This window comes from Spirosoma luteum DSM 19990 (assembly GCF_000374065.1).
GTDB lineage: Bacteria > Bacteroidota > Bacteroidia > Cytophagales > Spirosomataceae > Spirosoma > Spirosoma luteum.
The window spans coordinates 13,898-37,794 of the sequence record NZ_KB893270.1 but is presented as its reverse complement, the minus strand read 5'-3'; the positions used below and the strand labels follow the sequence as shown (position 1 = coordinate 37,794).

The 23,897-nt window shown below is 50.2% G+C and carries 20 protein-coding genes; 14 read left to right on the top strand and 6 right to left on the bottom strand.

Annotated elements, in window-relative coordinates; genetic code table 11:
• Positions 1 to 11: 11 nt before the first annotated feature.
• The 4 genes from B156_RS0119840 to B156_RS30960 all read left to right on the top strand — a co-directional run bounded on the left by B156_RS0119840 (position 12) and on the right by B156_RS30960 (position 2,972).
• Positions 12 to 1,028, top strand: a complete 1,017-nt coding sequence (locus B156_RS0119840) for a YncE family protein (RefSeq protein WP_052635779.1) — start codon at positions 12 to 14, stop codon at positions 1,026 to 1,028.
• A 178-nt stretch (positions 1,029 to 1,206) separates the two neighbouring features.
• Entirely contained in the window at positions 1,207 to 1,620 is a 414-nt protein-coding gene (locus B156_RS0119835) for an EamA family transporter (RefSeq protein WP_018621525.1), read from the top strand.
• Positions 1,621 to 1,760: 140 nt separating this feature from the next.
• Positions 1,761 to 2,468: a phosphatase PAP2 family protein gene (locus B156_RS0119830; RefSeq protein WP_018621524.1), complete on the top strand. Its 708-nt coding sequence runs from the start codon at positions 1,761 to 1,763 to the stop codon at positions 2,466 to 2,468.
• A 9-nt stretch (positions 2,469 to 2,477) separates the two neighbouring features.
• Positions 2,478 to 2,972 (top strand): TSUP family transporter, encoded by a 495-nt coding sequence (locus tag B156_RS30960; protein ID WP_342664437.1) that lies wholly within the window; start codon positions 2,478 to 2,480, stop codon positions 2,970 to 2,972.
• 238 nt (positions 2,973 to 3,210) lie between these two features.
• Here the strand turns inward: B156_RS30960 and B156_RS0119810 are convergent, their stop codons facing one another.
• Positions 3,211 to 5,412: a TonB-dependent receptor gene (locus B156_RS0119810; protein WP_018621520.1), complete on the bottom strand. Its 2,202-nt coding sequence runs from the start codon at positions 5,410 to 5,412 to the stop codon at positions 3,211 to 3,213.
• Positions 5,413 to 6,086: 674 nt separating this feature from the next.
• Between B156_RS0119810 and parS the strand changes: the two genes are divergently transcribed.
• Together parS and B156_RS0119795 are read left to right on the top strand one after the other, a co-directional pair.
• Positions 6,087 to 6,524, top strand: a complete 438-nt coding sequence (gene parS / locus B156_RS0119800) for a type II RES/Xre toxin-antitoxin system antitoxin (RefSeq protein ID WP_018621518.1) — start codon at positions 6,087 to 6,089, stop codon at positions 6,522 to 6,524.
• On the top strand, positions 6,524 to 7,018 hold the full coding sequence (locus B156_RS0119795; RefSeq protein WP_018621517.1) for an RES family NAD+ phosphorylase: 495 nt from the start codon (positions 6,524 to 6,526) through the stop codon (positions 7,016 to 7,018). Before parS ends, B156_RS0119795 begins: the two co-directional genes overlap by 1 nt.
• 328 nt (positions 7,019 to 7,346) lie before the next feature.
• Here the strand turns inward: B156_RS0119795 and B156_RS0119790 are convergent, their stop codons facing one another.
• Positions 7,347 to 8,114, bottom strand: a complete 768-nt coding sequence (locus tag B156_RS0119790) for a ZIP family metal transporter (RefSeq protein ID WP_018621516.1) — start codon at positions 8,112 to 8,114, stop codon at positions 7,347 to 7,349.
• Positions 8,115 to 8,791: 677 nt separating this feature from the next.
• On the opposite strand from B156_RS0119790, the gene B156_RS30420 reads away from it, so the two are divergent.
• The gene (locus B156_RS30420; RefSeq protein WP_018621515.1) at positions 8,792 to 11,749 is read left to right on the top strand and encodes an FG-GAP-like repeat-containing protein; all 2,958 of its coding nucleotides are present in this window, start codon (positions 8,792 to 8,794) and stop codon (positions 11,747 to 11,749) included.
• A gap of 554 nt (positions 11,750 to 12,303) precedes the next feature.
• Here B156_RS30420 and B156_RS0119780 read toward each other — a convergent pair.
• The 3 genes from B156_RS0119780 to B156_RS0119770 all read right to left on the bottom strand — a co-directional run bounded on the left by B156_RS0119780 (position 12,304) and on the right by B156_RS0119770 (position 14,923).
• Positions 12,304 to 13,164 carry a metallophosphoesterase gene (locus B156_RS0119780; RefSeq protein WP_211211239.1) on the bottom strand — a complete coding sequence of 287 codons (861 nt, stop codon included), beginning with the start codon at positions 13,162 to 13,164 and terminating at the stop codon, positions 12,304 to 12,306.
• Between the two features lie 499 nt (positions 13,165 to 13,663).
• Entirely contained in the window at positions 13,664 to 14,311 is a 648-nt protein-coding gene (locus B156_RS0119775; RefSeq protein ID WP_018621513.1) for a hypothetical protein, read from the bottom strand.
• 3 nt (positions 14,312 to 14,314) lie between these two features.
• Positions 14,315 to 14,923 (bottom strand): PepSY-associated TM helix domain-containing protein, encoded by a 609-nt coding sequence (locus B156_RS0119770; protein ID WP_018621512.1) that lies wholly within the window; start codon positions 14,921 to 14,923, stop codon positions 14,315 to 14,317.
• A gap of 488 nt (positions 14,924 to 15,411) precedes the next feature.
• Between B156_RS0119770 and B156_RS0119765 the strand changes: the two genes are divergently transcribed.
• From B156_RS0119765 to B156_RS30415, 3 genes are all read left to right on the top strand, one after another.
• Positions 15,412 to 16,203 carry an NIPSNAP family protein gene (locus B156_RS0119765; protein WP_052635778.1) on the top strand — a complete coding sequence of 264 codons (792 nt, stop codon included), beginning with the start codon at positions 15,412 to 15,414 and terminating at the stop codon, positions 16,201 to 16,203.
• 250 nt (positions 16,204 to 16,453) lie between these two features.
• On the top strand, positions 16,454 to 17,827 hold the full coding sequence (locus tag B156_RS0119760; protein WP_018621510.1) for a Gfo/Idh/MocA family protein: 1,374 nt from the start codon (positions 16,454 to 16,456) through the stop codon (positions 17,825 to 17,827).
• Positions 17,828 to 17,985: 158 nt separating this feature from the next.
• The gene (locus tag B156_RS30415; protein ID WP_018621509.1) at positions 17,986 to 18,468 is read left to right on the top strand and encodes a cupin domain-containing protein; all 483 of its coding nucleotides are present in this window, start codon (positions 17,986 to 17,988) and stop codon (positions 18,466 to 18,468) included.
• Positions 18,469 to 19,178: 710 nt separating this feature from the next.
• On the opposite strand, the gene B156_RS0119750 is transcribed toward B156_RS30415, so the two are convergent.
• Positions 19,179 to 19,418, bottom strand: a complete 240-nt coding sequence (locus B156_RS0119750) for a hypothetical protein (RefSeq protein ID WP_157627105.1) — start codon at positions 19,416 to 19,418, stop codon at positions 19,179 to 19,181.
• Here B156_RS0119750 and B156_RS32640 point away from each other — a divergent pair.
• The 4 genes from B156_RS32640 to B156_RS0119735 all read left to right on the top strand — a co-directional run bounded on the left by B156_RS32640 (position 19,406) and on the right by B156_RS0119735 (position 23,838).
• Entirely contained in the window at positions 19,406 to 19,585 is a 180-nt protein-coding gene (locus B156_RS32640; protein ID WP_425423313.1) for an IS1/IS1595 family N-terminal zinc-binding domain-containing protein, read from the top strand. The genes B156_RS0119750 and B156_RS32640 overlap by 13 nt on opposite strands.
• Positions 19,586 to 19,841: 256 nt before the next feature.
• Positions 19,842 to 21,176 carry a sigma-54-dependent transcriptional regulator gene (locus B156_RS0119745; RefSeq protein WP_018621507.1) on the top strand — a complete coding sequence of 445 codons (1,335 nt, stop codon included), beginning with the start codon at positions 19,842 to 19,844 and terminating at the stop codon, positions 21,174 to 21,176.
• A 237-nt stretch (positions 21,177 to 21,413) separates the two neighbouring features.
• On the top strand, positions 21,414 to 23,162 hold the full coding sequence (locus B156_RS0119740; RefSeq protein ID WP_018621506.1) for a sensor histidine kinase: 1,749 nt from the start codon (positions 21,414 to 21,416) through the stop codon (positions 23,160 to 23,162).
• A 43-nt stretch (positions 23,163 to 23,205) separates the two neighbouring features.
• A complete protein-coding gene (locus B156_RS0119735) occupies positions 23,206 to 23,838 on the top strand; it encodes an SdpI family protein (protein ID WP_157627104.1) in 633 nt (210 codons plus the stop codon).
• Positions 23,839 to 23,897: the final 59 nt, after the last annotated feature.

Below are 23,897 nucleotides of genomic sequence, written 5' to 3'. Positions count from 1 at the left end.
ATAGGATGATTATGAAAACTTTCTGGATTTCTGCCGTATGCCTGTGTTTAACGGGCGCTCTCTTCGCCCAGTCGGCGAATTATCATCTCGTCAAGAAAACCACCATCGGGGGTGAAGGTGGTTGGGATTATCTGTTGGCCGATGCGGATGGCGGTCGGCTCTACGTCTCGCACGGGACGCAAGTAGAAGTTCTTGACCTGAAAAGCCACGAAAAACTGGGGGTTATCACACCGACACCGGGTATTCATGGCATTGCCGTTGTGCCCGGTGCCAATGTTGGTTACACGACAAATGGCCGCCCGAATACGGCCACCATGTTTGACACAAAGACCTTCAAAGCCACCAAAGAAATCCCGACGGGTAAAAAGCCGGACGCCATTATGTACGACGCCTTTTCGAAACGAGTCTTCATCTTCAACAACGAAGGCAATAGTGCAACGGTGCTGGATGCAACTACTGGCAACATAGCGGGGACGGTCGAATTGGGCGGGGCACCCGAAGCAGCCGTCAGCGATGACCACGGGGCGATTTTCGTGAATCTGGAAGACACCAACGAGATCGCCGTTTTTGATGCCAAGTCGCTGGCGGTGAAGCATCACTGGAAGTTAGGTAAGGGCGAAGAACCCACCGGACTGGCTTTTGACAAACCGCATCACCAATTGTTCAGCACCTGCAACAAGGTTATGGTGGTACTGGATTCGCAGTCGGGTAAAGTGCTGGCGGAAGTACCAACGGGAAGTGGAACCGACGGGGCCGTGTTCGACACCTCGACGGGTTCGGCTATCAGTTCCAACGGCGAAGGGACGTTAACGGTGGTGAAGGAAGTAAAGCCGGGCCAATTCGAAGCCGTTCAAACGGTAACGACTCAGCGCGGTGCCCGAACCATTACCATCGACCCAGTAAGTCATCACATTTTTGTAATAACCGCCGAGTACGGACCCGCCCCAGCCGCCACGTCAGAAAACCCAAAGCCCCGACCTTCGGTGAAGCCGGGAACATTCATGGTGCTGGAATATGCAGCGAAGTAATAAGCGCAGAATCGCTATTATAAAATGCCCCCCTAAATTCTACTAGCGGGGGGCACTACAATATCTACTCGGCAAAATAAATAGGTTGTCTATGCATTTTACAGGTCATAGCGGTTAGCTACTCTGCATCTGGCAGTGTACTCGCCAACTGCCTTCTACCTCTCTAAACTACTTATCTATGTGGTGGATTTACGCATTACTCTCAGCCCTTTTTGCTGCTTTGACAGCCATATTAGCTAAAATAGGCATCAAAGGGGTAAATACCGATCTAGCAACGGCCATCCGAACGGTCGTCATTTTAGTTGTGGCCTGGGGGCTGGTGTTCTGGCGGGGAGGTTTTAATACATTACCCGCGCTTAGTCGTCAGAACTGGCTGTTTCTGGTTTTGTCGGGTGTAGCAACTGGACTCTCATGGATATTCTACTTCAAAGCGTTACAGCTTGGCAAGGTTTCGCAGGTGGCACCTGTCGACAAGCTTAGCGTGGCCATCGCCATTCTACTTTCGGTTGTGTTTCTGGGCGAAGTTTTAACCTGGAAGGCCGCTATTGGGGCGGTCCTGATTATTGGCGGCACGCTGGTGTTGATTCTGTGAGTTAACCCGATAACGAGCAACTTCAATGTATCTTCAGAATGCCATCGTTAGTTTGTACTCATTATCCTCGCACTTGAGTGAGCCCTTACCGAATGACGACAAACCAGCTCCAATATCATATACACCATCGCTTTGGCCGATTGGCTACTCGCTACCCAAGCCTTGTTCGCTGGCTAGCCGAACGATTGTCGACCGACCATTTCCGAGGTTTACCCCTGACAGTACTGGCCGGATTGCTGATCATCAACGTGATGGTGCTCTCCGAAATTGCGGAGAATCTGGTCAACGCTGAGCCTATGGTCCAGGTGGATCAGGGGTTTACGCATTGGCTTTTTCAGGAGCGGAGTACGACAATCAGCCAACTACTCTATGCATTAACCTGGCTGGGATCGGCGTACGTAACAATTGGTCTGACACTCATTGGATCACTGGTTTTGTACCGTCAAAAAAAGGGGCGCAACATGGTAATTCTGTGGATTTTAATGGCGGGTGTCGGCTTATTTGTCCAGGTTGGGAAACGAACATTTATCCGGCAGCGCCCTGCTCAGGTTGCTTATTATGCGGAAACGGGCTACTCATTTCCCAGTGGTCATTCGGCCACGGCCATGACTCTTTATGGATTACTGGGTTACTGGCTGGTTCGGGGACGTCGTCGGATTCGGCACCGGTGGCTGGTGGGATTCAGTGCCGTCGGGTTGATCCTAATGGTTGGGTTTAGCCGAATCTATTTAGGCGTTCATTTTTTGAGCGATGTGCTGGGCGGCTATTTACTGGGTGCCTGCTGGCTGATTGTGGGCATTGTACTTACCGAGTGGCAACGGACTACCCATTCAGCCAATGTTGGCTAACGTACACCCATTGCTTTTACTAATCAGTATTCTTATGTTTTTGTCCAGTTTGCTTTTATTTGGCTGTGCGCTATTGGCTTTTCACTCAGCGCGGTTTTTGGAGGCGGGGCAGGGCTTTTACTATTACCTGTAGTAGGTTCCCTATTACCTGGTGCCCAGGTTCCGGCGGCACTTTCCATCGGCACAGTTTCCAGTTCCATTTCCCGCATCATTGCCTTCTGGTCCCGCATTCGCTTGGACGTAGTGGTATGGTTTGTGCCCCCTGCCTTACCCGCCGTATGGATAGGTGCCAAGCTACTGACCTATATTAACCCGCTCTATCTGGAGTTTATGATGGGCTTATTTCTGATGGCCAACCTTACCCTGATTTTTCGCTCGTCTAAAGAGCTGGACGTAATTCATTCCTTACCTAAAGGCTATTTAGCGCTGATTGGTCTGTTATTTGACCGATTCTATCTGCGCTACGGGATGGCCAAAGAGGAAATTGTCGATTCCGCTCAGTGAACTTCCTTCAGACAAGCAAATTGACGCGAAGAAACTCAGCCAGGGAGCCGATCACGTCGTGGTGGAGGAAGTCTTCGGTATTGGTAAACATACGTACGAAGTCTATGTCTATCGAAAAGGCAAGCTGGAAAAGTTTGACATTTAGCTTTTCTATTCACCTCCCCAAACGACTACTCACTAAACTGGCTCCTGAAGATCAACTATCTAGGAGCCAGTTTAGTATACGGTAACGTTGAGCTTATAAGGTGAACTTCAGCGCCAGATTCACAATACGCCCTTCCAATGGTGCCCAGATAGGCCGGAAGGTGGGTTGTACCGTCGGGTTGGTGCCGAGTACAACCGTTTCGTAATTAGCTTGCTTCACATTGAAGATATTCTCTCCGTTGAGCACCAGCCGCCAGTGGTCGTTGTAATGGTATTCAGCGGCTGTGGCAAAGAAGGTATAATTAGGCACTTTCTGGTTGTTGTAAAGATACTGAGTACCCACGTAGCTGGCTTCGACACCAAAACGGAAGTGATCGTTTTCCCAGGCTACCGTCGTGGAGAATTTATCCTGGGGCGCTAATGGAAGGTAGGTATTATCGGTTGGGCCGTTCCGACGAGCGAGCGTATGGTTATAGCCAAAATACAGCTCGTACGCTTTGTATTCGAGCCGAACGTAGGTGTCAGTTCCAACGCTGAAGATATTGTAAGGCGCATTGATCAACTGAGTGTAAGCCCCCAGATTACTCGATAAACTGGAAAATGCCGATACCACGGGGGAGTTGACAATAGTGTAATAAAGCGCCTGATCGACCTGCACCGAAAACCCACTTTCAAAGGTTTTGGAATAAGCGATATCAATGTTAGTGCCCACCGATCGTTCTGCCTTCACCGTGGAAACGTCAATCGGTAGTAAACGGGGGAAGATCAAACTAACATTTAAGGCCCCTGGTGTTTGGTTGACGAACAAGTTTGGCGTTTTGTAACCCGTTCCCACGCTTAACCGCACTGTCCAGGGATCGGATGGTTTGAGTTTAACCGATAAGCGAGGGAGCAGAAAACTCCCAAACGTATTATGGTGATCGAACCGAAGTCCCGCCTGGATCGCGACTTTTTCACCCACTTGCCAGTCGTCCTGCACAAATCCACCAACGGTATTGTAGGTATAATCGACCAGGCGGGTACTATCAGGATTTTTGCGGAACGCTTCGAGGGTTAGGTTAGCCCCCACAATCAGCTGATGTTTACCGAAGCGGGCTAAATCATTGGCTTCCAGATACACGGACGACTGTCGACCATCGGACAGTTTCTGATAATCCGTGTTCTGCCGATGGAACGTACTGACGGCCCCTTTGAACGTTAGCGCGTTGGTTTCCGAGGTATTGTGGCTGGCGTTGAAATCAACCGTATGGCGCTGTAGATCGGTAACGTTTTTATAGGAACCAGGTTCTGTACCCTCAAGAGCCGGCAGATACCCACCGGTACGATTTTCGGTAGTGAATGCATACCCGATATCAAGTTTGGTATGATCGGTCGGGTTCCAGAAAAACTTGGGGTGGAAATTAAACTGCTTAATGCCAGGGCTATCGGTAAACCCATCGCCCGTTACATCGACCGCCTTTTGGTAGGTATTGCCAGTAAAGAGGGTCAAACCAGTTTTTCCGTAGCGCTGCGAGTAGTACGCATTCAGGTTGGTCTCTTTCAGATTGGAGTGGTTCAGAAGGGCCGTAAATTCGGGGGTCTCCGAGTGAGGGCTTTTCGAGACGATATTAATCATACCACCAATGGCTCCTCCGCCGTAGAGTGTTGATACGGAACCTTTTACCACCTCGATCTGCTTTAAATCCAGCGGTGGGATTTGTAAAACACCCAGATTTCCGGAAAATCCTTCATAAAGCGGCAGCCCATCACGCAAAATCTGGGTGTATTTAGGATCGAGCCCCTGCATCCGAATGGCCTGGTTGCCATTGACGGCCGAGGTTCGCTGGACGTGAATGATGGAAATATCGCCCAAAATACTGCTCACGTTGCCCGGTACGACCGCGCTTTCCTCGTCCATATCTTCCTGTCCCAGCACCTCGACTTTAATGGGCAAGTCTTCGATGCGCGAGTTGGTTCGTGTCGAGGTAACGGTTACTTCGTCCAGCGACTCATCCTGGCTATGTAGTTGAAAAACGAGCGTATCGCTACCCGCTGTAAGCGGGAACGATTCGGTTTCGTAGCCAACCGCACTCACCGTAAGCGCCGTGACGCTGGCTGGTGTATTCGGCATTGTGGCAACGCCTTTTACATCCGTGACGGCGCCAGTGACCGGTTTTACGCTGGAAGGCGTACGAATAGTTGCCCCAATAATGGGTTCATGCGTGGCGCTGTCTTCCACCCGAACCATTCGGATCGTCTGGCCGAATACCGACGCGGTTGCCAGCGTAAGCAACGCAAAAAGAATAAACTGTTTCATCAGCTAGAAAATTTACCGGTAAGTTTCGGCATCAATTATGAAGCAAATTTGAAGTTTTCCTTTTTTGCATTTACGAATCCGATCTGGTATGTATGTTCTTGGTTGGCCTGTTCATACTGATAGGTCAGCGGCATTCCGTATCGATCGCAAATCTGCTTGACCAAGGCTAGTCCTATACCTATGGACCCTGGGAGGGGCTGGATCGGACAACGGTCAACACAATTCAGAACCGATCACACTATTTTCGTCCAATAAAAGGCTGTTGTCTGCCATTTATTGGACAAGATAAGCTTGGTATTGTCAGCAGCTTATCTTGTATTTTTGCAATCAGAAAATTCGACCATGAAAACCTCTCATTAATTACGCGACAAACTATTTTGGGAAGGGACGTAAAAACTGTGTCTCGTTTCTCTTTTCCATTCTTTTCAGCTGATCACCTTCCTAGAGCCCCACTATATAGTCACTATATGGCTCGACCACGCATTATATTCCACAAGCGACATTTTACCACTTTCTTTCATGAATTGTTAAATCTAGGTTATGCCATACGTAGCGTGTATACCAATGGGAAGACTACGGGTCTAATCAAATTTGTTTCTGTCCGGAACAAATAGAATCAAAAGCGTGTTATATTGCAATCAAATGATTCTTTACACCCGAATCATTGAGTAAATATGATACCTACTCCGATCGTTGCCCATCAGCCAGTAAACGTTGACACGAAAACGATTACCATCCCCCTCACTCCGCTTCAACTTATTGACCGATCCCGACAAGGACTGGCCGGTACAGAAACGAGCCGGATCGCTGGGCTGCTCAGTATTTCAGATAAGGAGATGGCCCGCTTGTTGAACCAATCAACGGCTACCTTTCACCGGCAGGCCAAGGTCGGTCGGCTGGATGCCCTTACCTCCGAACGGCTCTTAGTATTAGGACGACTGGCTACCTATGGCTCGGCCGTCTTTCAGGATCAGGCTAAATTTAGTCGCTGGCTGCGCCGTCCGTTACGCCTACTGGTAGACCGCTCGCCCCTGGACTTGATGGATAGCCCGACCGGGATTCAATTAGTGGAAGACATTCTGGGCAGGATTGAGTATGGGGTCTTTAGCTGATGGCGCTGACACTATACCGGATTCAGACCGACGCTCACCGCGACACGATATTAGACGGCATTGGTGCTCAACTACGGGGAGGCCGCTGGAACGCCAAAGGTCGGCCAATGGTTTATACCGCTACCACACCCGAGTTATGCTTTTTGGAGTACATGGTGCATTTGGAGGGTACCTCACTGGCCGATCTGCCCCCGCTGATTCTTTGTGAGATTGTCGTGCCCGACGATTCGCTCACCTTGCTGGCTGTCGATCAGTTACCGGCCGGCTGGGATAATCCTTACGCCACCCCAACGGGCTTGGCGAGCTTTGCCCAGGAGCAGTTTGGGCGGCATCAGACGCTGTGTTTAGGTTTACCCTCGGCGGTAGTGCCGCTTTCGCCTTCTCGTAATGTGCTGTTAGACCCGTTGCATGCGGCTCGAAGCGAGTGTAGGGTAGTGCGCATCGAGCCCTACCCCATCGATCCCCGTCTACCGACGGCAAGCCCAACTTACTGAAGGAAACCACCACGGTCTTACTAACGGTAAGCCCTTTGACGAAGGGGTTCTATTGTCTTTTAAAGGATCTTCTTCCTACCCTGTCTCTCTGTTTCGGTTCAGATAAACCTCTAGTTGAGTTCAAGACAAGGCACCCGTACGCTAAGCTAAGACTTGACAATTAGTAAATCAGGCAACGCGTCAGGAACACCTCTTTTACCCGGCAAAGGTTCATTAAAACGGCCGATTCAGTCGAGAGTAAGGCTCATCTGGTAACCGATTGATTCGGGCCCCAACAGAACTGACATCATAGGTAGCCGACTACCTGAGGGGAAAATACCATCACCCACTACCCTTCCCACTTGGAGAGCACAAATGCCACTAAAAAGCCCAGCACTGTCAACAGACCCGCAAACTCGCGCGTTTCGCTGAAGGCTTCGGGGATCATCGTATCGACCAGCATGGCCAGGATGGCCCCCGCTGCCAGAGCGGTGGTAGCCGCAATGACGGCATTGGGGTAGTCTTGAAAAACGCTGTAACCCAGCAGGGCGGCCAGGCCCGAGATCAGGGCGATACCAAGCCACACCCCCAGCACATACCCCATGGATCGACCCGCTTTTTTCATGCCTGCCGCACTGGATAAACCCTCGGGGATATTCGACAGAAAGACCGCAATGACGGCCACCATACTGACCCCTTTTCCACCCAGCAGACTTAACCCAATCACAATCGATTCGGGTATACCATCTAACAAGGCCCCCACGGCGATAGCCAAGCCACTGCCCGGTTGGTCGCTCTCTTTGGGGTGTTCTTCTCCCGAGCGTTTACGGTGTTTAGCCCCCCGATGGGATAGAACGTAATTAGCCCCTGAATACAGTAGGGCTCCCCCCAGAAACCCACCCCCGGTGGCTACAAATCCGCCTGTGTGGTAAGCCTCATCCATCAACTCAAACGAGAGAGCCGAAAACAGCACGCCACTGCCGAAGGCCATCACGCCCGCAATAAGCCGTTGTGGCACGGAGAGGAAGTAGCCCATTAGGGCGCCCATGAGCAAGGCGCTCCCTGAAACCAGCCCCCAGAGGCCGGCCTGCGCCCATTGGGGCATACCTAGCAGCATTCGCTTTCAGTTTATGCGGGGCTAAACGATTTAGCCCGGATTTTGGTCGATACCCCTTAGGGTCCGACTCAGTCAACGAATAGGGCTATGGACGACTGGTTATCACCCTGAACTAAGCTAACAAAGCCAGGCTGTTCAATGTTCATACTCTCCTTGTCTACTGCAAAAGTAGCCACTCCTTCAATTAGAGGACGTCGAGGTAGGCCGTGTAGTCGAAGATAGAGCCGTGGTGGCGGACCACTGAACAGATATAAAATATTTCTTTATCCTTACCTTTTCACCTGTCCAGACAGCGTTCAGAAAAACGTCCGACTTTAATCTGAATCCGATGCGCAAAACTTTAATAACTGTAAACAACAATTAGTGGCGTACGATTCTCATCGTTGCCCACTGCTAATTACCGTTAGATAAAAACGCATAAGTATCCTCCTAATTTACAGTATTATTGTCATAGCCATGGGTGCTACCCAGCGCACACGACTATCATCTTTCCGATGCGGCGGCGCACTAGGATTGCCTGCTACTACAGTACGTTGTTTTGACCTTGTTTGCCATGAGGTCAATTTAGCCGATTAGTTACCAACGTCGCTATCTAAAGTAAGATCAGATTTGGTTGCTCGTCCGTGGTTAATGAGTGTGTGACACTAGCGTAGTTATCTTAAACTTCCATCCCTCCTATGAATTCTTCTCTACCCATCAGCCCCCTGGGCCGACGAAACCACAATTTATCCAGTAAGCCAGTTAACGTTGGTGTAGTCCCCTGCTGGTGGCTGGTGTTTTTGCTCTTCACCGGACTCAGTACGGTGGGCTTGGGGCAGTGTTTCAATAGGACAACCCTATATGCTCAGCCGGGTACTCTTGACGTAACCGTAGGTGACTTCAACGGCGATGGAAAACTCGACCTGGCTTCGTCGAGCGTAGGTAACAGCACCGTCTCAGTGCGCTTAAACAATGGCAGTGGCTTTGGGGCGGCTACTGAATTTCGTGTTGGTAATCAGCCGGATCCAATAGCCGCTGGGGATTTTAATGGCGATGGAAAACTTGACCTGGTTGTGGCCAATGATCGTTCTACCAATGTCTCAGTGCTGTTGGGTACTGGTAGTGGTGGTTTTGGGGCGGCTACTGACTTTCCTATTGGTGGCAATGCCGCTTCAATAGCCGTGGGCGACTTCAATGGCGATGGCCGACTTGACCTAGCAACCGCTAATTACAGTTCAAAAACCGTCTCAGTGCTGTTAGGTACTGGCAGTGGAGGCTTTGGAGCAGCTACTAATTTTGGGGTTGATGCTAATGCCAGTTTAATAGTAGTAGGCGATTTCAACGGCGATGGTCGATCTGACCTGGCTGTCACCATGCTACATTTTGATAACGACCCCTTACTGCCTGATAACGTCTCGGTGATGCTGGGTGATGGCAGTGGCGGCTTTGGAGCAGCTACTAAATTTCCTGTTGGCAGGTCTCCCCGTGGGATAGCATTGGGCGACTTCAATGGCGATGGCCGAGCTGACTTGGCTGTAACCATCGGAAGCTCAAACACGGTCTCGGTGCTTTTGGGTACTGGCAATGGAGGCTTTGGAGCAGCCACTAATTTTGGGGTTGATGCTTCTCCCGGCTCTGTAGCCGTGGGCGACTTCAACGGCGATGGCCGATCTGACCTGGCTGCAACCATCCGACGTTCTAACAACGACCCATTACCTGATAACGTCTCGGTGTTGCTGGGTGATGGCAGTGGCGGCTTTGGGGCGGCTACTAGGTTTCCTGTTGGCAGGACTTTCAGTCGGATAGCCGTAGGCGACTTCAATGGCGATGGCCGACCCGACTTAGTTTCAACAGGCGGTTCCAGTGCTGATGAACTCTCGATACTGATCAATTGCGCCCCGCCTGCTGGCTTTACTATCGCGAGCGTGACCCCGGTGCGGTGCGTTACGGTGAGTACCACGGAGCGCCAGTTGACCTTCACGCCCCAATACGCGGGTTTGAACGGCCAGCCTATCAGTTTCTCCGTAGTCAACGAAATGCTACCCACCACCAGCCCTGGCCCCTACACCCTGCGTCTGTACACCGATAATCCCACCATCATCCTTAAAGCCACCCAGAGTGGCACAGCAGGTGAAGCAAGTTTCAACTACAACTGGTTAGCCTCCTGTAGCAGCACCCCGGTTGATCAGAACGGTCCCGCCTGTGACACCTACACCAACAGAACTACCGCCAACGGGCTGGGGAATAATAATGTGCGGGGAGTATACGTGGTTGGTTCGACGGTGTATGCCGCTACCGATGGTGGGTTAGCAATATCGACCAATGGGGGCAGCACCTTTATCAACAGAAATACCGCCAACGGGCTGGGAAGTAATAATGTGTGGCGCGTATTTGCGGTTGGCTCGACGGTGTATGCCGCTACCAATGGTGGGTTAGCAATATCGACTGATGGGGGTAACACCTTTATCAACAGAAATACCGCCAATGGGCTGGGGAGTAATAATGTGCAGGGCGTATTCGCAGATGGCTCGACGGTATATGCCGCTACTTTGGGTGGGTTATCAATATCAACTAATGGGGGAACCAACTTTACTAATAAGACCATTGCCAATGGATTGGGGGCTAATGTTGTGAATGGCGTGTATGTAGTTGGCTCGACGGTGTATGCCGCTACCCAGGAGGGATTATCGATTTCGACCGATGGGGGCAGCACCTTTACCAACAGGACTGCCGCCAATGGGCTGGGGGGTAATAATGTGCTTGCCGTGTACGCGGTTGGCTCGACGGTGTATGCCGGTATAGCTGGTGGCGGATTAGCAATATCGACTGATGGGGGCAACACCTTTACCAACAGGACTGCCGCCAATGGGCTGGGAGGAGGTATTGTGCTTGATGTGTACGCGGTTGGCTCGACGGTGTATGCCGCTACTTTGGGTGGGTTATCGATTTCAACCGATGGAGGCAACACCTTTACCACCAGGACCATCGCCAATGGGCTGGGGGCTAATCAGGTGCAGAGTGTGTATGTAGTTGGCTCGACGGTGTATGCCGCTACCCAGGGGGGATTATCATTCTGCCCACCGTCACCAACCTCGTCCTTCGCTATCACCGGAGCCACGGTAAACTGCCAAACCGTGAGTACGACCGAACGACGGGTGATGTTGACTCCCCAGTACGCGGGTTTGAACGGCCAGCCCATCAGTTTCTCCGTAGTCAATGAGATGTTACCCACCACTAGCCCCGGCCCCTATACCCTGCGGCTCTATACGGACAACCTCACCATCACCCTGAAGGCAACTCAAAGTGGCACACCGGGTGAGGCCAGTTTTAATTATAACTGGCTGGCCGCCTGTAACGGGGGTAGTTCAACCCGAATGGGAGTGAGCACAGAGCCGACAGCTAAACTACAGGTGAAGATACTGGGCAATCCGGTGCGTGAGGCCCTTGAAGTTGACGTAACGGGTAGTAATAATATGACGCTATATGTGTCCTTAACTGATATTAAGGGACGCCTTATTGACCAAAGACGTACAGAGCGAGCGGGTGCCAGTGAGCACTATCGGTTCGATGTATCGAATCTGCCCCCAGGCACTCTGCTACTACGGGCCAGCAGCGAGGGCCAATTACAAACCGTCAGGGTTCTGAAAGTGAATTAATGCCCCTATTACTCGGGGAGTGAAAAGGTCCTGGCTACTAGTTAGGGCCTTTTGGCTGTTTGAAGCGACAACACATTTAGTTCGTCCTTATGACCGTATGCTACGGATTATATTTGACAGTTTCTGTAAAAAAATTTGTAACTGAATTTACAATTATTTTTATATTAGTTCAGAAAAAGCTCCAAATGATTCTCTGACAAGACTCTAGATGGCCGAGGAGGGCTAATTTTTCATCATTGCTTTCAATCGCTTATACCGAACGATTAACTACACAAAAAAGCCGAGTCCAGATTGTTCTGACCTACCTTTTTTGTAAAGTTTACAGTAAACCTATAATCACCTGTTAATGTCGAACAAACTCCATCCCGTCTGCTTAAATGAAACCTTGATTTGTGAGTAGGCAATTTGAGAATGCAATAAAGCAACTGGCCATCATCACAGAGAAATTGTTACAACGTCCCGACAAAATGGGCGTTCATTGAGATGTTTCTTTACGGTTCATAATCGCACTTGTACTAGATACACACCAATTTACAGAAAGAGTGGATAGCCTATTAATCCAAAACGATCCGCTCCGGCACCTGGTCAAGTTCGTAATACTGGTGACTGACGGTGCTTCCAGATACCTTCACGATCCGAAAGCCTGACGGATCTTTTCCGAGCGGCTTTCCTACCGGTCCGGTTGTGACCATTTCCATGTCCCCCGATTTACCGAATGCGTTGCGGTGGTAGTGCCCGGCAAATATGTGGCTGACGCCATAGGCATTAAACATTGCCAGGTATTTTTCCCTCGTCACGGTCGGGATATTAAAATACTCGTCTTTTTCACCGGCGTCTGTCAAAAACCAGCTGTGATGCTGAAATACCAGCAACGGCTTGGCTGACGAACGGTCGGCTTTTTTTAGTTGCTTGTTCAGCCATTTAGCCTGCGCAGCCGCTTCTTTTTCAACCCCTGCAGGACTTTTAAAATACAGCGAATTCAATACGATCCCGCGCATTCCCTGATATCGAATTACATAATAGTCTTTCCCAAGTTCTTTGCGGTAAACGGCGATATCACTTTCCTTAGGATCATTGGTCACATCGTGATTTCCTGCCACGTGGTAAATGGGTATGGTGGGATCAAGTAAGGCTACAATTCGTTTGTACTCTTTAAGTTGCGCTTTGTCTGCGGGCTTATTGATCAGGTCGCCTGTAACGACGACAAAGGCGGGATGCAACCGGTTGGCCGCCGCAATAGCCTTTTCAAAGTTTTGGGTTTCTTTCTCAAAACTCTTGTTATCGGTAAAAAATCCGAATTGGGTGTCGGTCATCTGGATAAAGAAGAAAGCTTGATTTTGCTGCTGGGCTAGTGCCAACAGGCTGATCAGGCAAAACAGAGCAGACAGAGCCTGCATTTTTATTCTTTGTATCATTTGATTGAAGTCTTTAGGTTGATTACCTGCCTTTATTTTTTGGCTGTAGAATAGGGTTCGCATCCATTTCACTTTGGGGAACAGGCCAGAACAAATATTGCTCCTTAAAGAAGAAAGTGTATCAAAATAGAAGCCGCTTATTGTCCGTTTCGTTCTTTCGACAAGGCATCACATGTTTGCGACGGCATGTTAAGTCTTTAACCATGTTCATTCATTACTTGGAATCCATCGCTCAAACACTTTTAACACCCCAATGGATGTATGTCCAGTAATCTGGCGGATTTACGGCAGCGGCCGTCCGTCCCAACTGTGTCAGCTTCCCCAATTAAAAGCAGGAGGAGGGTAAACTCAAGGCCGATATCAATATACCCGCCAGAACAACTGGTAATTTTGTCTGGAAGGCTGAGACCTATCCTTTTGGACTTGCTATCTTTTACTGGACTACTATTTCTTAGCTTTTGTCCAATAAAAGGTAGCAAGTCCACGTTCAAACGAGGGTTTATCGCAGGCCGATTAAAAACACAAAGTAGAGAGCCCCCATCCATCCCAGTCCCAGGGCTATCATTCCCCACTTATAGGCTTTTCGCACCTTGTACCACATTACCCAGCTGCTCATACACAAAACCCCCAGACCGACCGCCAGACCATCCATAGTCCAAAGCCACAGGTGGGTGATTAGCCAGTTAGTGCCGGCATCCGGCTGCGTTTTGTTAACCCCATTAAAGGTATGCAGGGTCCGTATTTTTCCCCACACGTTGAACTGGAATTCTTTTTGGGTGCACATCCCTCGGGCGAAGTCAATGTGTAAATTCCGGCCGTGCCCCGGAATGGTAACCCGAAAATCAAGGCTGTCAGGGCTTAGTTTCACCTCGCTTACTTCCCCGGCAAGATGCAACTGGCGCATCAGGCTATGGAGAAGGACAACACTATCCCGGCTGGCCGGTAGTTGAACGGGTGTTTGCGTCATTTTTTGCTGTCTCTGTTCCCAAAAACTGGCAAACTTCCACCCACCGTGATTTAGTAACAGACCCGTAAAGGAAAATAACCAGACAAACAGAACAAAGAATAATCCCACATGGATGTGCAGCTTGCGGTTCCAGTGAGTAAACCCGCTGGGGTACGATTTAGTCGAGGTGTTGGTAGGCATGTATCAGTAAAAAATAAGCAGGAGAAGGGTTGAAAAGATGAAAACGCCCAATCCAATTGCTATAAACCCCAGGCGACGCTCTGCTTTGAGGAACCACCATAAAAAAATACCACTGGTCGTTAGAAATAAAAGCAGATAGACCACGCCGTCGGCCATGACTTTCCACACCTTCATATAGATCGAATTACCCCGTAAGGCCGCATTATGCTGCCCCGGCATCCGGTGCAGGAAACTCAGCGCCCGCAGGGTTCCCTCCCGCTGCCGGGTAATTACGACGCTGTCGGTGTGACTGTTCACGTTAATTATCGTTCTTAAGCCCGGCTTAACGACGGGAAAGGAAATATGGTCGGCATCTCTGGCGATAAAGTCAATCTCGCCGTTAATACCCAATTGGGTACAGATGGCTTTAGCCATGGCTAAATTGTTGGTATCCAGCGGAAAACTGGCTAGCCTGGTTTTTATAGGTGGGAGTTCCTGTACCGGAGTAAAGCGGTTAAAAAAGCCAATGTGGTTAAAGACCAGGACACTTAGACTGAAAATAAGAATGAATGGGCTACTGACTAAACCGACGTACAGGTGTAGCGTTCGGATAATGGGATAGTATTTTCTCATTGGGATAATGGAGGGGCCAGCTGCAGAAAAGGGGCAAAAACAGCTTTTATGTGGAAAATAGCGCCGACGGCCTTAACGCCTGACAAAGGGAACTGAAACCAGATTCTACCATAGGCTAGGGGTTGAGTGAAACAGGGAGTAGAATCGCAGCTGCCAAACCAAGGCGAATGTGAGCTGCTGTGGTTTTCTTGGATAGTAAAGTCTCCGAGGTGTTTCAATCGCCACTTTTTGATTCTAAGATCTGTTCGACACATTCAGTAGCATACACTTTTCAAATCCTTCACAATTCACAATTAGCCAAATAACCACATAAAACGATCATGGTGATGTCCAATGATACACGGTAACTCATCCCACTTTGACACGGATCATCTACTTCAAAAAAGAATTCGGCTACATCCATCTGACAAAGATGGCTAACTTGCACTTTCATGCAATCTCCCTAAATTTCTACTTGTTAAATTGACAATTAACAAAAAACTTCATGTATGAATAACCATCAACCAGTCCTGAAATCTTTTATGCTTTCCCTGCTTTTTGTTCTTGGAACCGTAGTTTTTGCTCAGGCCGCCAAGAGAGAATTTTACGAAATCAAGATTTATACCATCAGTAGCTCTGCCCAGGAACAGGCCCTGGACGCCTATTTGAAGGATGCTTACATTCCGGCCCTGCACAGGCAGGGAATTAAAACGATCGGGGTGTTCAAGCCGAGATCAGCTACAGACGATGCCGGTAAAAAAGTGTATGTTCTCACGCCACTGAAGTCGCAAAACCATGTATTGACTATTACTAAAAAACTGGATGCCGACGCAGTCTATCAACAGGCAGGGAATGCGTATATCAACGCTAAATTTGATAACAAGCCCTACGACCGTTTTGAGTCCATTATTTTACTGGCTTTTAGCGAAGCCCCTCAGTTGATGCTACCCAATCTCAACGGCCCGAAAAGCGATCGTATCTACGAGCTACGCAGCTATGAAGGACCCACAGAAAAATATTACCTGAATAAGGTGAAAATGTTTAATACGGGTGGCGAAGTCGCCCTTTTTAAGCGATTGAACTTCAATGCGGTGTTTTATGGTGAAGTGATTACCGGCAGCCACATGCCCAACCTGATGTACATGACTACTTTCGTCAACCAGGCCGATCGCGATGCCCACTGGAAAGCCTTTGTCGATTCACCGGAATGGAAAGTCCTGATAGCCGACGAACAATACAAAAACAACACGTCTAAAAATACGCAGTACTTCCTGTATCCTACCGAGTATTCGGATATCTGAGTAAAGCTTTTCTACTGAACTTTGTGTTTACATCAGGCTACTTCAATAGCCTGATGTTTTTTTGTGCCCAGCTCACGACCGTTATCCTTAGGAAATACTATCCGGCACTACGTTAGGACAAGGGACTGGCTTTATACGACGTCTAAAAAGCCAAAATTCACTGATTATCAGAACGGCGTAAGGATAAAACCAGGCGTTTTTCCTTTATGGAAAAACGCCCGGTAACGATTTACCTAAACCTTGTAGATCAATGAACTATAAATCTAGTCAGGATTCCCGTCGCGAATTTCTGGTGCAGGCCGCTACGGCCGCCATGGCTGCTCCGCTCTTACTAAGTGCCTCCGCACAGGCTTCTGGCCGTACTGCCAAACTCAGACATGCCTGTATCGGCGTAGGCGGTATGGGATGGGGAGACCTGAACCAGTTTAAAAAACATCCGGAGGTAGACATTGTAGCGCTCTGCGACGTGGATGAGAATCACCTGAAACGAGCCGCTGAACTAGTACCCGGTGCCCGGACGTATACCGACTGGCGGGAAATGCTCCGGCTGGAAGCTAATGCCCTTGATTCGGTCAATGTAACCGTGCCCGATCACAATCACTTTCCCATTGCTTACCAGGCTATCCGGCTAAAAAAGCATGTGTACTGTCAAAAACCAATGTGCCATGACGTGGCCGAAGTGCGGGAGCTTACCAAAGCGGCTGTGAAAGCTGGCGTAATCACGCAACTAGGTACTCAGGTAGCGTCTAGCGTTGGCGACAGAACCGCCGTACAATGGCTTAGGCAGGGTATTATCGGTAAAGTAAAGCATGCCTATTTATGTTCGAACCGACCCGGAGCGGTGGCAAAGTATCGGCTCGTGGGCCCTCGCCCGGCCCAGGGTCAGGAGGTTCCGGCGTATTTGCACTGGGATCAGTGGCTTGGCACTGCCCCTGTCCGGCCCTATGCACCAGACATCTATCACCCTGCCATCTGGCGCACCTGGCAGGACTTCGGTACGGGCTGGTCGGGGGATATTGGCTGCCATATTTTTGACGCCGTCTGGAAAGGCCTGAGCATGAAAGCTCCCCTGTCGGTGCAGGCCGAAGTACAAAAATCATGGGAAGCGTCTACCGAACGTCGGGCTGATACCTGGCCCCAGGGTAACCACATTAGCTGGGTGTTTCCGGGCAACGAGCTAACCGAGTCTGATACCTTACCGGTGGAGTGGTTCGATGGGGAATTTTATCCCCCCCAGGAAATCAGGGATTTATTCACCGCAGGGGAATACCCGGCCGAATCGGCCATGCTGATTGGTACCGAAGGGGCGTTGCTGATTCCCCACCAAAAAATGCCCGTGATTATCCCGACGGGCACCATGAAAGCGCATAGCAACCCTGCCTTAGAAGAGCGAAACCATTACCATCATTTTGTGGATGCCTGCCTGGGCGGTGAAAAAACAGAATCGCATTTTGCGCAGTCGGGTCCAATGGCAGAGGCCGTTTTGCTGGGTACAGTGGCCATACGGGTACCGGGCCAATTGTTGACATGGGATTCCGCCCGGATGAAGTTCTCTAACTATCCGGCTGCTGACAAGTACCTGCGTCGTACGTACCGTAAGGGGTGGGAAATCAGGGGCGTGTAAGGCTACGGGTGAGCCTGTGCGGAGTATTCAGTTGACTACTCCGCCCTAGTTAAAAAACGCTGCTGATCCTGATTTATAAATCGGAGCTGGCAGCGTTTTCTATATCTTTAGAAGCTGATTTAACGAGTGTTCTCTCCCTGAACCCCAACTTCTGTTTTATGAAATTTCGATTTAGAATTACTGGTGTATTTTACCTGATTGGGTGCATTTCTCTTTTATTTTCTACTGATACTACCGCGCAGGCAAAATCAGGAACACTGCAAACGCAGATCATGCACCAAAGCGATGCCCAAGTGCTCAATAACAGTTGGGGGCAAATGCTGCTCTATACGGATAAAGCCGAAAGCTACGGCACTAAGGACGGTCTGGTGGCGCTGGCTCACGTGCTGCCCGGAAAAAGTGCACACCCTGAGCATCGTCATGCGATGGAAGAATACTTGTATTTGGTACGGGGAGAAGGGGAATGGCGCCTTGACGGAAAGAAATCAAGGGCCAAAGCAGGGGATGTTTTGTACATTGATCCGTGGAAGTTTCACGGGTTGGTCAATACCGGTAAGGATACCCTGACCTTTTTTGTGGTTCGGTACACGGCTAAGAATATTAAGTTACCAGCTGAGCCTGAGGGATCACACGGTCAATAATCAAAAATTGACCCCCGGATCTGTTCAATACGTTGAGTATGCTCCCATCCGTATACTACTGGTGAGAGTTGACTTATTAAAACCACCTGATCTAGTGTTTCGTACTGCTCACCAAAACGATGTATCTCAAGCAGACTGTGCCTGTTTAGCGGATGATAATGGGCATGATGTCACTGATTAAACGATATTATTTCCGCTCAGTTGTCAACAGAAAGTTAGTCAAGATATGTTGGTAATACTTGGCCTAAACCGACCGAATTTCTGGGATAGTGTCTACTACATGAACACAATCATTAGGCACTTAAACACACAAATAGCCCAATCTGGGCCGATTGGCCGGCATCTACCCGGGTAAAGATAAAGCCCAACTGACCAAAAACGATGGATGACAACAGGATTGAACCGCATGTAGATTGGTTCAGCTTATCCGAGTAAGGGCCACTGACTGGGCTGATTAAATCAGCTTTCGCTGGTTACATACCATCCATGATACCCGCTGTCAAGCCATTGTGTTTCTTCCGGTGACAAACCGTTTCCGAGTTGTTCCAATCACCTGATTTTGGCTTTACCATCTTTTAACAACTGTCAACTGCAGCCGTAGCATATGTAGCAAAAAGCCGTGCCTTTTTTAAAGCAAAACTTTCTTTGCAATGATCGTCAGAAATAAAGGCCGCTCACGGCAACTAGTCCAGTTTAAGTAACTTTATGGTTTAATGATGGCTAGGTGTACTTACCCGTAACAGCAGAACACCCGCTGGTTGATGACCCAGCGACAGCACCTGCCGCTCCACCAAACCGGCACGCTCTACTACCTGATCACTCACCCGGTGGCCCCACTCGTCGCCCAATTCCAGCTCTAGCCGCTGGCCTTCCGCCCCCTGGATTTCCACCGTGACCCGCTCGCCCAGGACTGGGTTACCCAGCACCGTGACCCGCAATGGTATGTCCACCCGGGCACCAACATAACAGTCCCAACTGCGGCTCTACAAACGTAGTAAAAAATGGGTCGACCTACTACGGTAAAGCCCGACTCAAATGTAAAACTGCCAGCGGCAGTTCGTCCCCATTAGGCAACAAGCGCCACTTTCTAACGAATGTAAGCGACGGATTGAATTGATGCTCGCCTACGCTAGCACCCTTTTCACTTTAATCATAGAGCATAAGAATGCACCTATTAATTTTGATTTCATTTGTAAATTGATTTATAAATTTCATCATCATGAAAAGATTGGACTTGCTACCTTTTACTGGACTACTATTTCTTAGCTTTTTGTCCAATAAAAGGTAGCAAGTCCATTTTTTATAAATAAACTATAATAAGACACGAATCATCGTTATTACATAGATCCTTTATCTACCATTACTGGACGTATATGCCCAACACAGTTCTAATCATTGACGACGAACCCAAACTCCGGCAGTTAATGGCCCGGATCCTGAGTTTGGAAGACTACAAAGTGCTCGAAGCCGATGATGCTCACAGTGGCCTGCGCCTGCTGGAGGATCAGGAAATTCAACTTGTCATTTGCGATGTAAAGTTACCCGACGCCAATGGTGTTGACCTGACGGCCCAGATCAAACAACGCTACCCGGCCACTGAAATCATTGTCCTGACGGCCTACGGCACCATTGCCGATGGGGTAAAGGCAATGAAGAATGGAGCCTTCGACTACATTACCAAAGGTGATGACAACGATAAAATCATACCCCTGGTTAGTCGGGCCATTGTGAAGGCCAACCTGCAATTTAGAATCAAACACTTAGAAGAAAAGGTACAGCGCCGGTATGCCTTTGACAAAATACTCGGCCAGTCGCCAGTAATCCAACAGGCGATTGAATTGGCACGTCGGGTGGCTGTCACCGATACGACCGTTCTATTGACGGGGGAGACGGGTACGGGCAAAGAAGTGTTTGCTCAGGCCATCCATCAGGAAAGCCCCCGCCGGACATTCCCTTTTGTGGCCGTCAACTGCAGTGCCTTAGGCAAAGACCTGCTGGAAAGTGAACTCTTTGGCTACCGGGCCGGGGCCTTTACCGGTGCAACGCGGGACAAGAAAGGCTTATTCGACGAGGCCCATAAAGGAACCCTCTTTCTAGACGAGATTGGGGATATGCCCCTGGATTTGCAGGCCAAACTGTTGCGAGTACTCGAAACCCAGGAATTCACCCGGGTAGGCGATACCAAGCCTACTAAAGTAGACGTGCGCGTAGTAGCGGCCACCAATAAGTACCTCGAACAGGAAGCGGGTGGGGGTCAGTTTCGGCTCGATCTCTTTTACCGCCTTTCGGTGTTTTCAATTGAATTGCCCCCCCTTCGGATGAGGCCCCAGGACATACCCTTGCTGGCGGAGCAGTTTGCCCGCCAGGATACGGCAAAAATTGGCAAAAAGCCCATGTCCTTAACCACAGAAGTCTTAGCGGTGCTGATGGGCTACTCCTGGAAAGGAAACATCCGCGAGCTTAAGAATGTCATCGAACGGGCAGTAATCCTCAACGACGGACCCCAACTGTTACCCGAACATCTACCGCTGGATGTCCAGTCGTCAGCGACGCTAACCAACGGGCGGGCTTTTGATCTGGCCCAGGTAGAAAAAAAGCATATTGCCCAGATCCTCCGTCATACCAATGGCAACAAAACCGAAACCGCCCGTCTGCTCGGGATTGGCCTGAGTACGCTCTACCGAAAAGTCGATCAGTACGGACTGTAACCCCCAACCATGTCAAATTGAGAATTGACCGTGTCAAAATGGTATCCTCACGGGCACCTTCTCCTGAATTTCCCGCCTAAAGAGATGTCGTAACGAATTGTCTTTTAGACCGTTATTCCTTGTATTGGCCCGGAAGAGAAAAACTGGATGAATTTTTGTCCATGCTTTATCAATCCTAAAGGTAACGACTCCTAAAAGCGGGTTGGGCTCGTGAAGGGCCCCTGGTCTGATAATGTAATGACGCTCAAAACCAAAATAGCCCTCTCGCTGGGTTTCCTGTTTAGCATTATTCTCCTGTTAGGGGGATTAAGTGCCTTTTATCTCAACCGGCTCGCCCGGGATTCAAGGGCCATCTTAAAAGACAACTCGGTTTCCCTTCAACTCGTCAGCGACATGCAAAAGGCATTAACCGAGCTGGATAGACCCGATGCCCTGACGGACTTTGAGGCCAGCCTCCAGCAACAGGAAGCCAATGTTACCGAGGTGGGTGAACAGCAAGCGACCAGCGACATCCGCCGCGAGTTTAACCGACTCAAAGGGCAGGCCCTGGACGCGCGGATTCTGGGCCGGATGCAACTAAGCTTATTCTCCCTTAATGAGTTGAACCGGCAGGCTATCGTGCGCAAAAGCCACACGGCTGATCAGACTGCCAGGGATGCCATGGTTTGGCTTGGTTTTATGGGCACACTGGGCTTTTTGGTTGTTTTCTCGTTCGTCATCAGCATACCGGGCTACATTGCCAATCCGCTGCGCGAGCTAACCCAGGGCATCAAACAGATTGCCAGTCGCAATTTTGAGGAGCGGTTGACGGTGCGCTCACGGGATGAGTGGGGGGAACTGGCTCAATCCTTTAACGCCATGGCCCAAAAGCTCCACGAGTTCGAACACTCCAGCCTGGCCCGGGTCCTGTTTGAAAAAAAACGAGTCGATACCCTGGTCGAGATAATGCCCGACGGATTGATCGGCCTCGATGAACAGCGGCGCATCCTGTTCATCAATCCAGTGGCGGGGCGGCTCCTGGGGGTAGACCGCCAGGGGGCGGTGGGTCAGTACGCGCCCGATCTGGCCGCCACTAACGATTTGATGCGCCTGTTGATCAGTGACATTATGACGGAGGGGCTACCCCGCCCCCCAACGGGTAATAACCTGCTGAAGATAACCGATCCGGCGAGTGGCAACGGCCCCGACAGTTATTTTGTCAAACAGATTCACGCAGTGGAGGTAGCCCCGCCGGGGGAAACCAATGCCATGCCGGCGGGCTACCTGATTGTGCTGCAGAATGTCACTTCCTACCAACAACGTGACCTGGCCAAAACTAACTTTATTGCTACAGTTTCCCACGAGCTTAAAACACCGATATCGAGCATCAAGCTGAGTTTAAAGCTACTCCAGGATCAGCGGGTGGGTCTCTTGAATGCCGAACAAAAACAACTCGTCAACCACGTAGGGGACTCGGCCGATCGGTTATTGACTATTACGGGCGAACTGTTGAATATGGCGCAGGTGGAATCGGGCCAGATCCAGCTTCACATGCAGGCGGTAAACCCCGACGAGTTGGTCCGGGCCGCCACCAGTGCCCTAACCATGCAGGCCGAGCAAAAAGACATTCACTTCGCGGTCAGCCTGTCGCCCAACTTACCCGCCGTCAAGGCCGATCCCGACAAGGCATCCTGGGTATTGATTAATTTTTTATCGAACGCCCTTCGCCATAGCCCCGATCAATCGAGGGTTGAGATAACGACCCAGCAGATTGGCGACCAGATTGAATTCCGGGTGCGCGATTATGGACCCGGCATACGCGAAGAGTTTCATGAGCGCGTCTTTGAGCGCTATGGCAAAGCTCCGAGCTTGCCGGGTTCTTTCAGCGGAACGGGCCTGGGCCTGTCCATATCCAAAGAATTTATCCAGTCCATGGGTGGCCGGATCGGCCTGTACCCCGACGGGGGGAGTGGCGCCACGTTCTTCTTCCAGCTAGCTGTGGCCTAACGGCTTTTTACCCCATTCCGCCCTAATGACCTGGGTCGTTGTTATGAAAACCATTTACCGGTTGATGAGTAGCTTACTGCTGGGCAGACCCCTACTATGGGTTTGGGGGCAGTGGCATCAATTGCCCTCTCGCCTACCGGTGCACGTTGGTCCCGACCATCAACCTGATCGGTTCGCTTCCCGGCCCGAATGGCTGGGTATGCTGCTTAGTGTCTTGTTTATTCTGGTTCTTCTGAGAAGCGGGGCGCTGGCCCTGCTGGGTAAACGCCTAGGCCTTCGCGAGCAGGATTGGCGGTATATCCGGATTTACCTGTTATCGGCCGCTTTCGTCGGCTGCCTGCTTGGCTTATTGATTGCCAGGACTGTTTACCAGACAGGTGATTACCTGCCGGTGCTACTGGCCTTGTTTGGAGCTGCTGGGGTCTACCTCCTAATTCCTGATCCTTTACCCCGCCCGCATAAAGAGGCCAAACCAGCTCCCGCCAACCGGCCAACCGTGGCTTTGGGCCTCTTGCACAGCCTTTCTCGCCTAGTGGTGATTCGGGTCAACCTGCTGGCCACGGTGTTGATGGTCTTTGCCCGCAGCGAGCAACGGTGGACCATCGGCGTTACCGCCAATCTGCTGGCCTTAGCCGTGCTGTTGGTGATGGAGGCGATTCGGCGTCCATCCGGTTGACACCCGCCACTTGGTGTCCCTGTTCCCCTGGTTGGCGTCCCTTCTTAACTAGGCAGGCT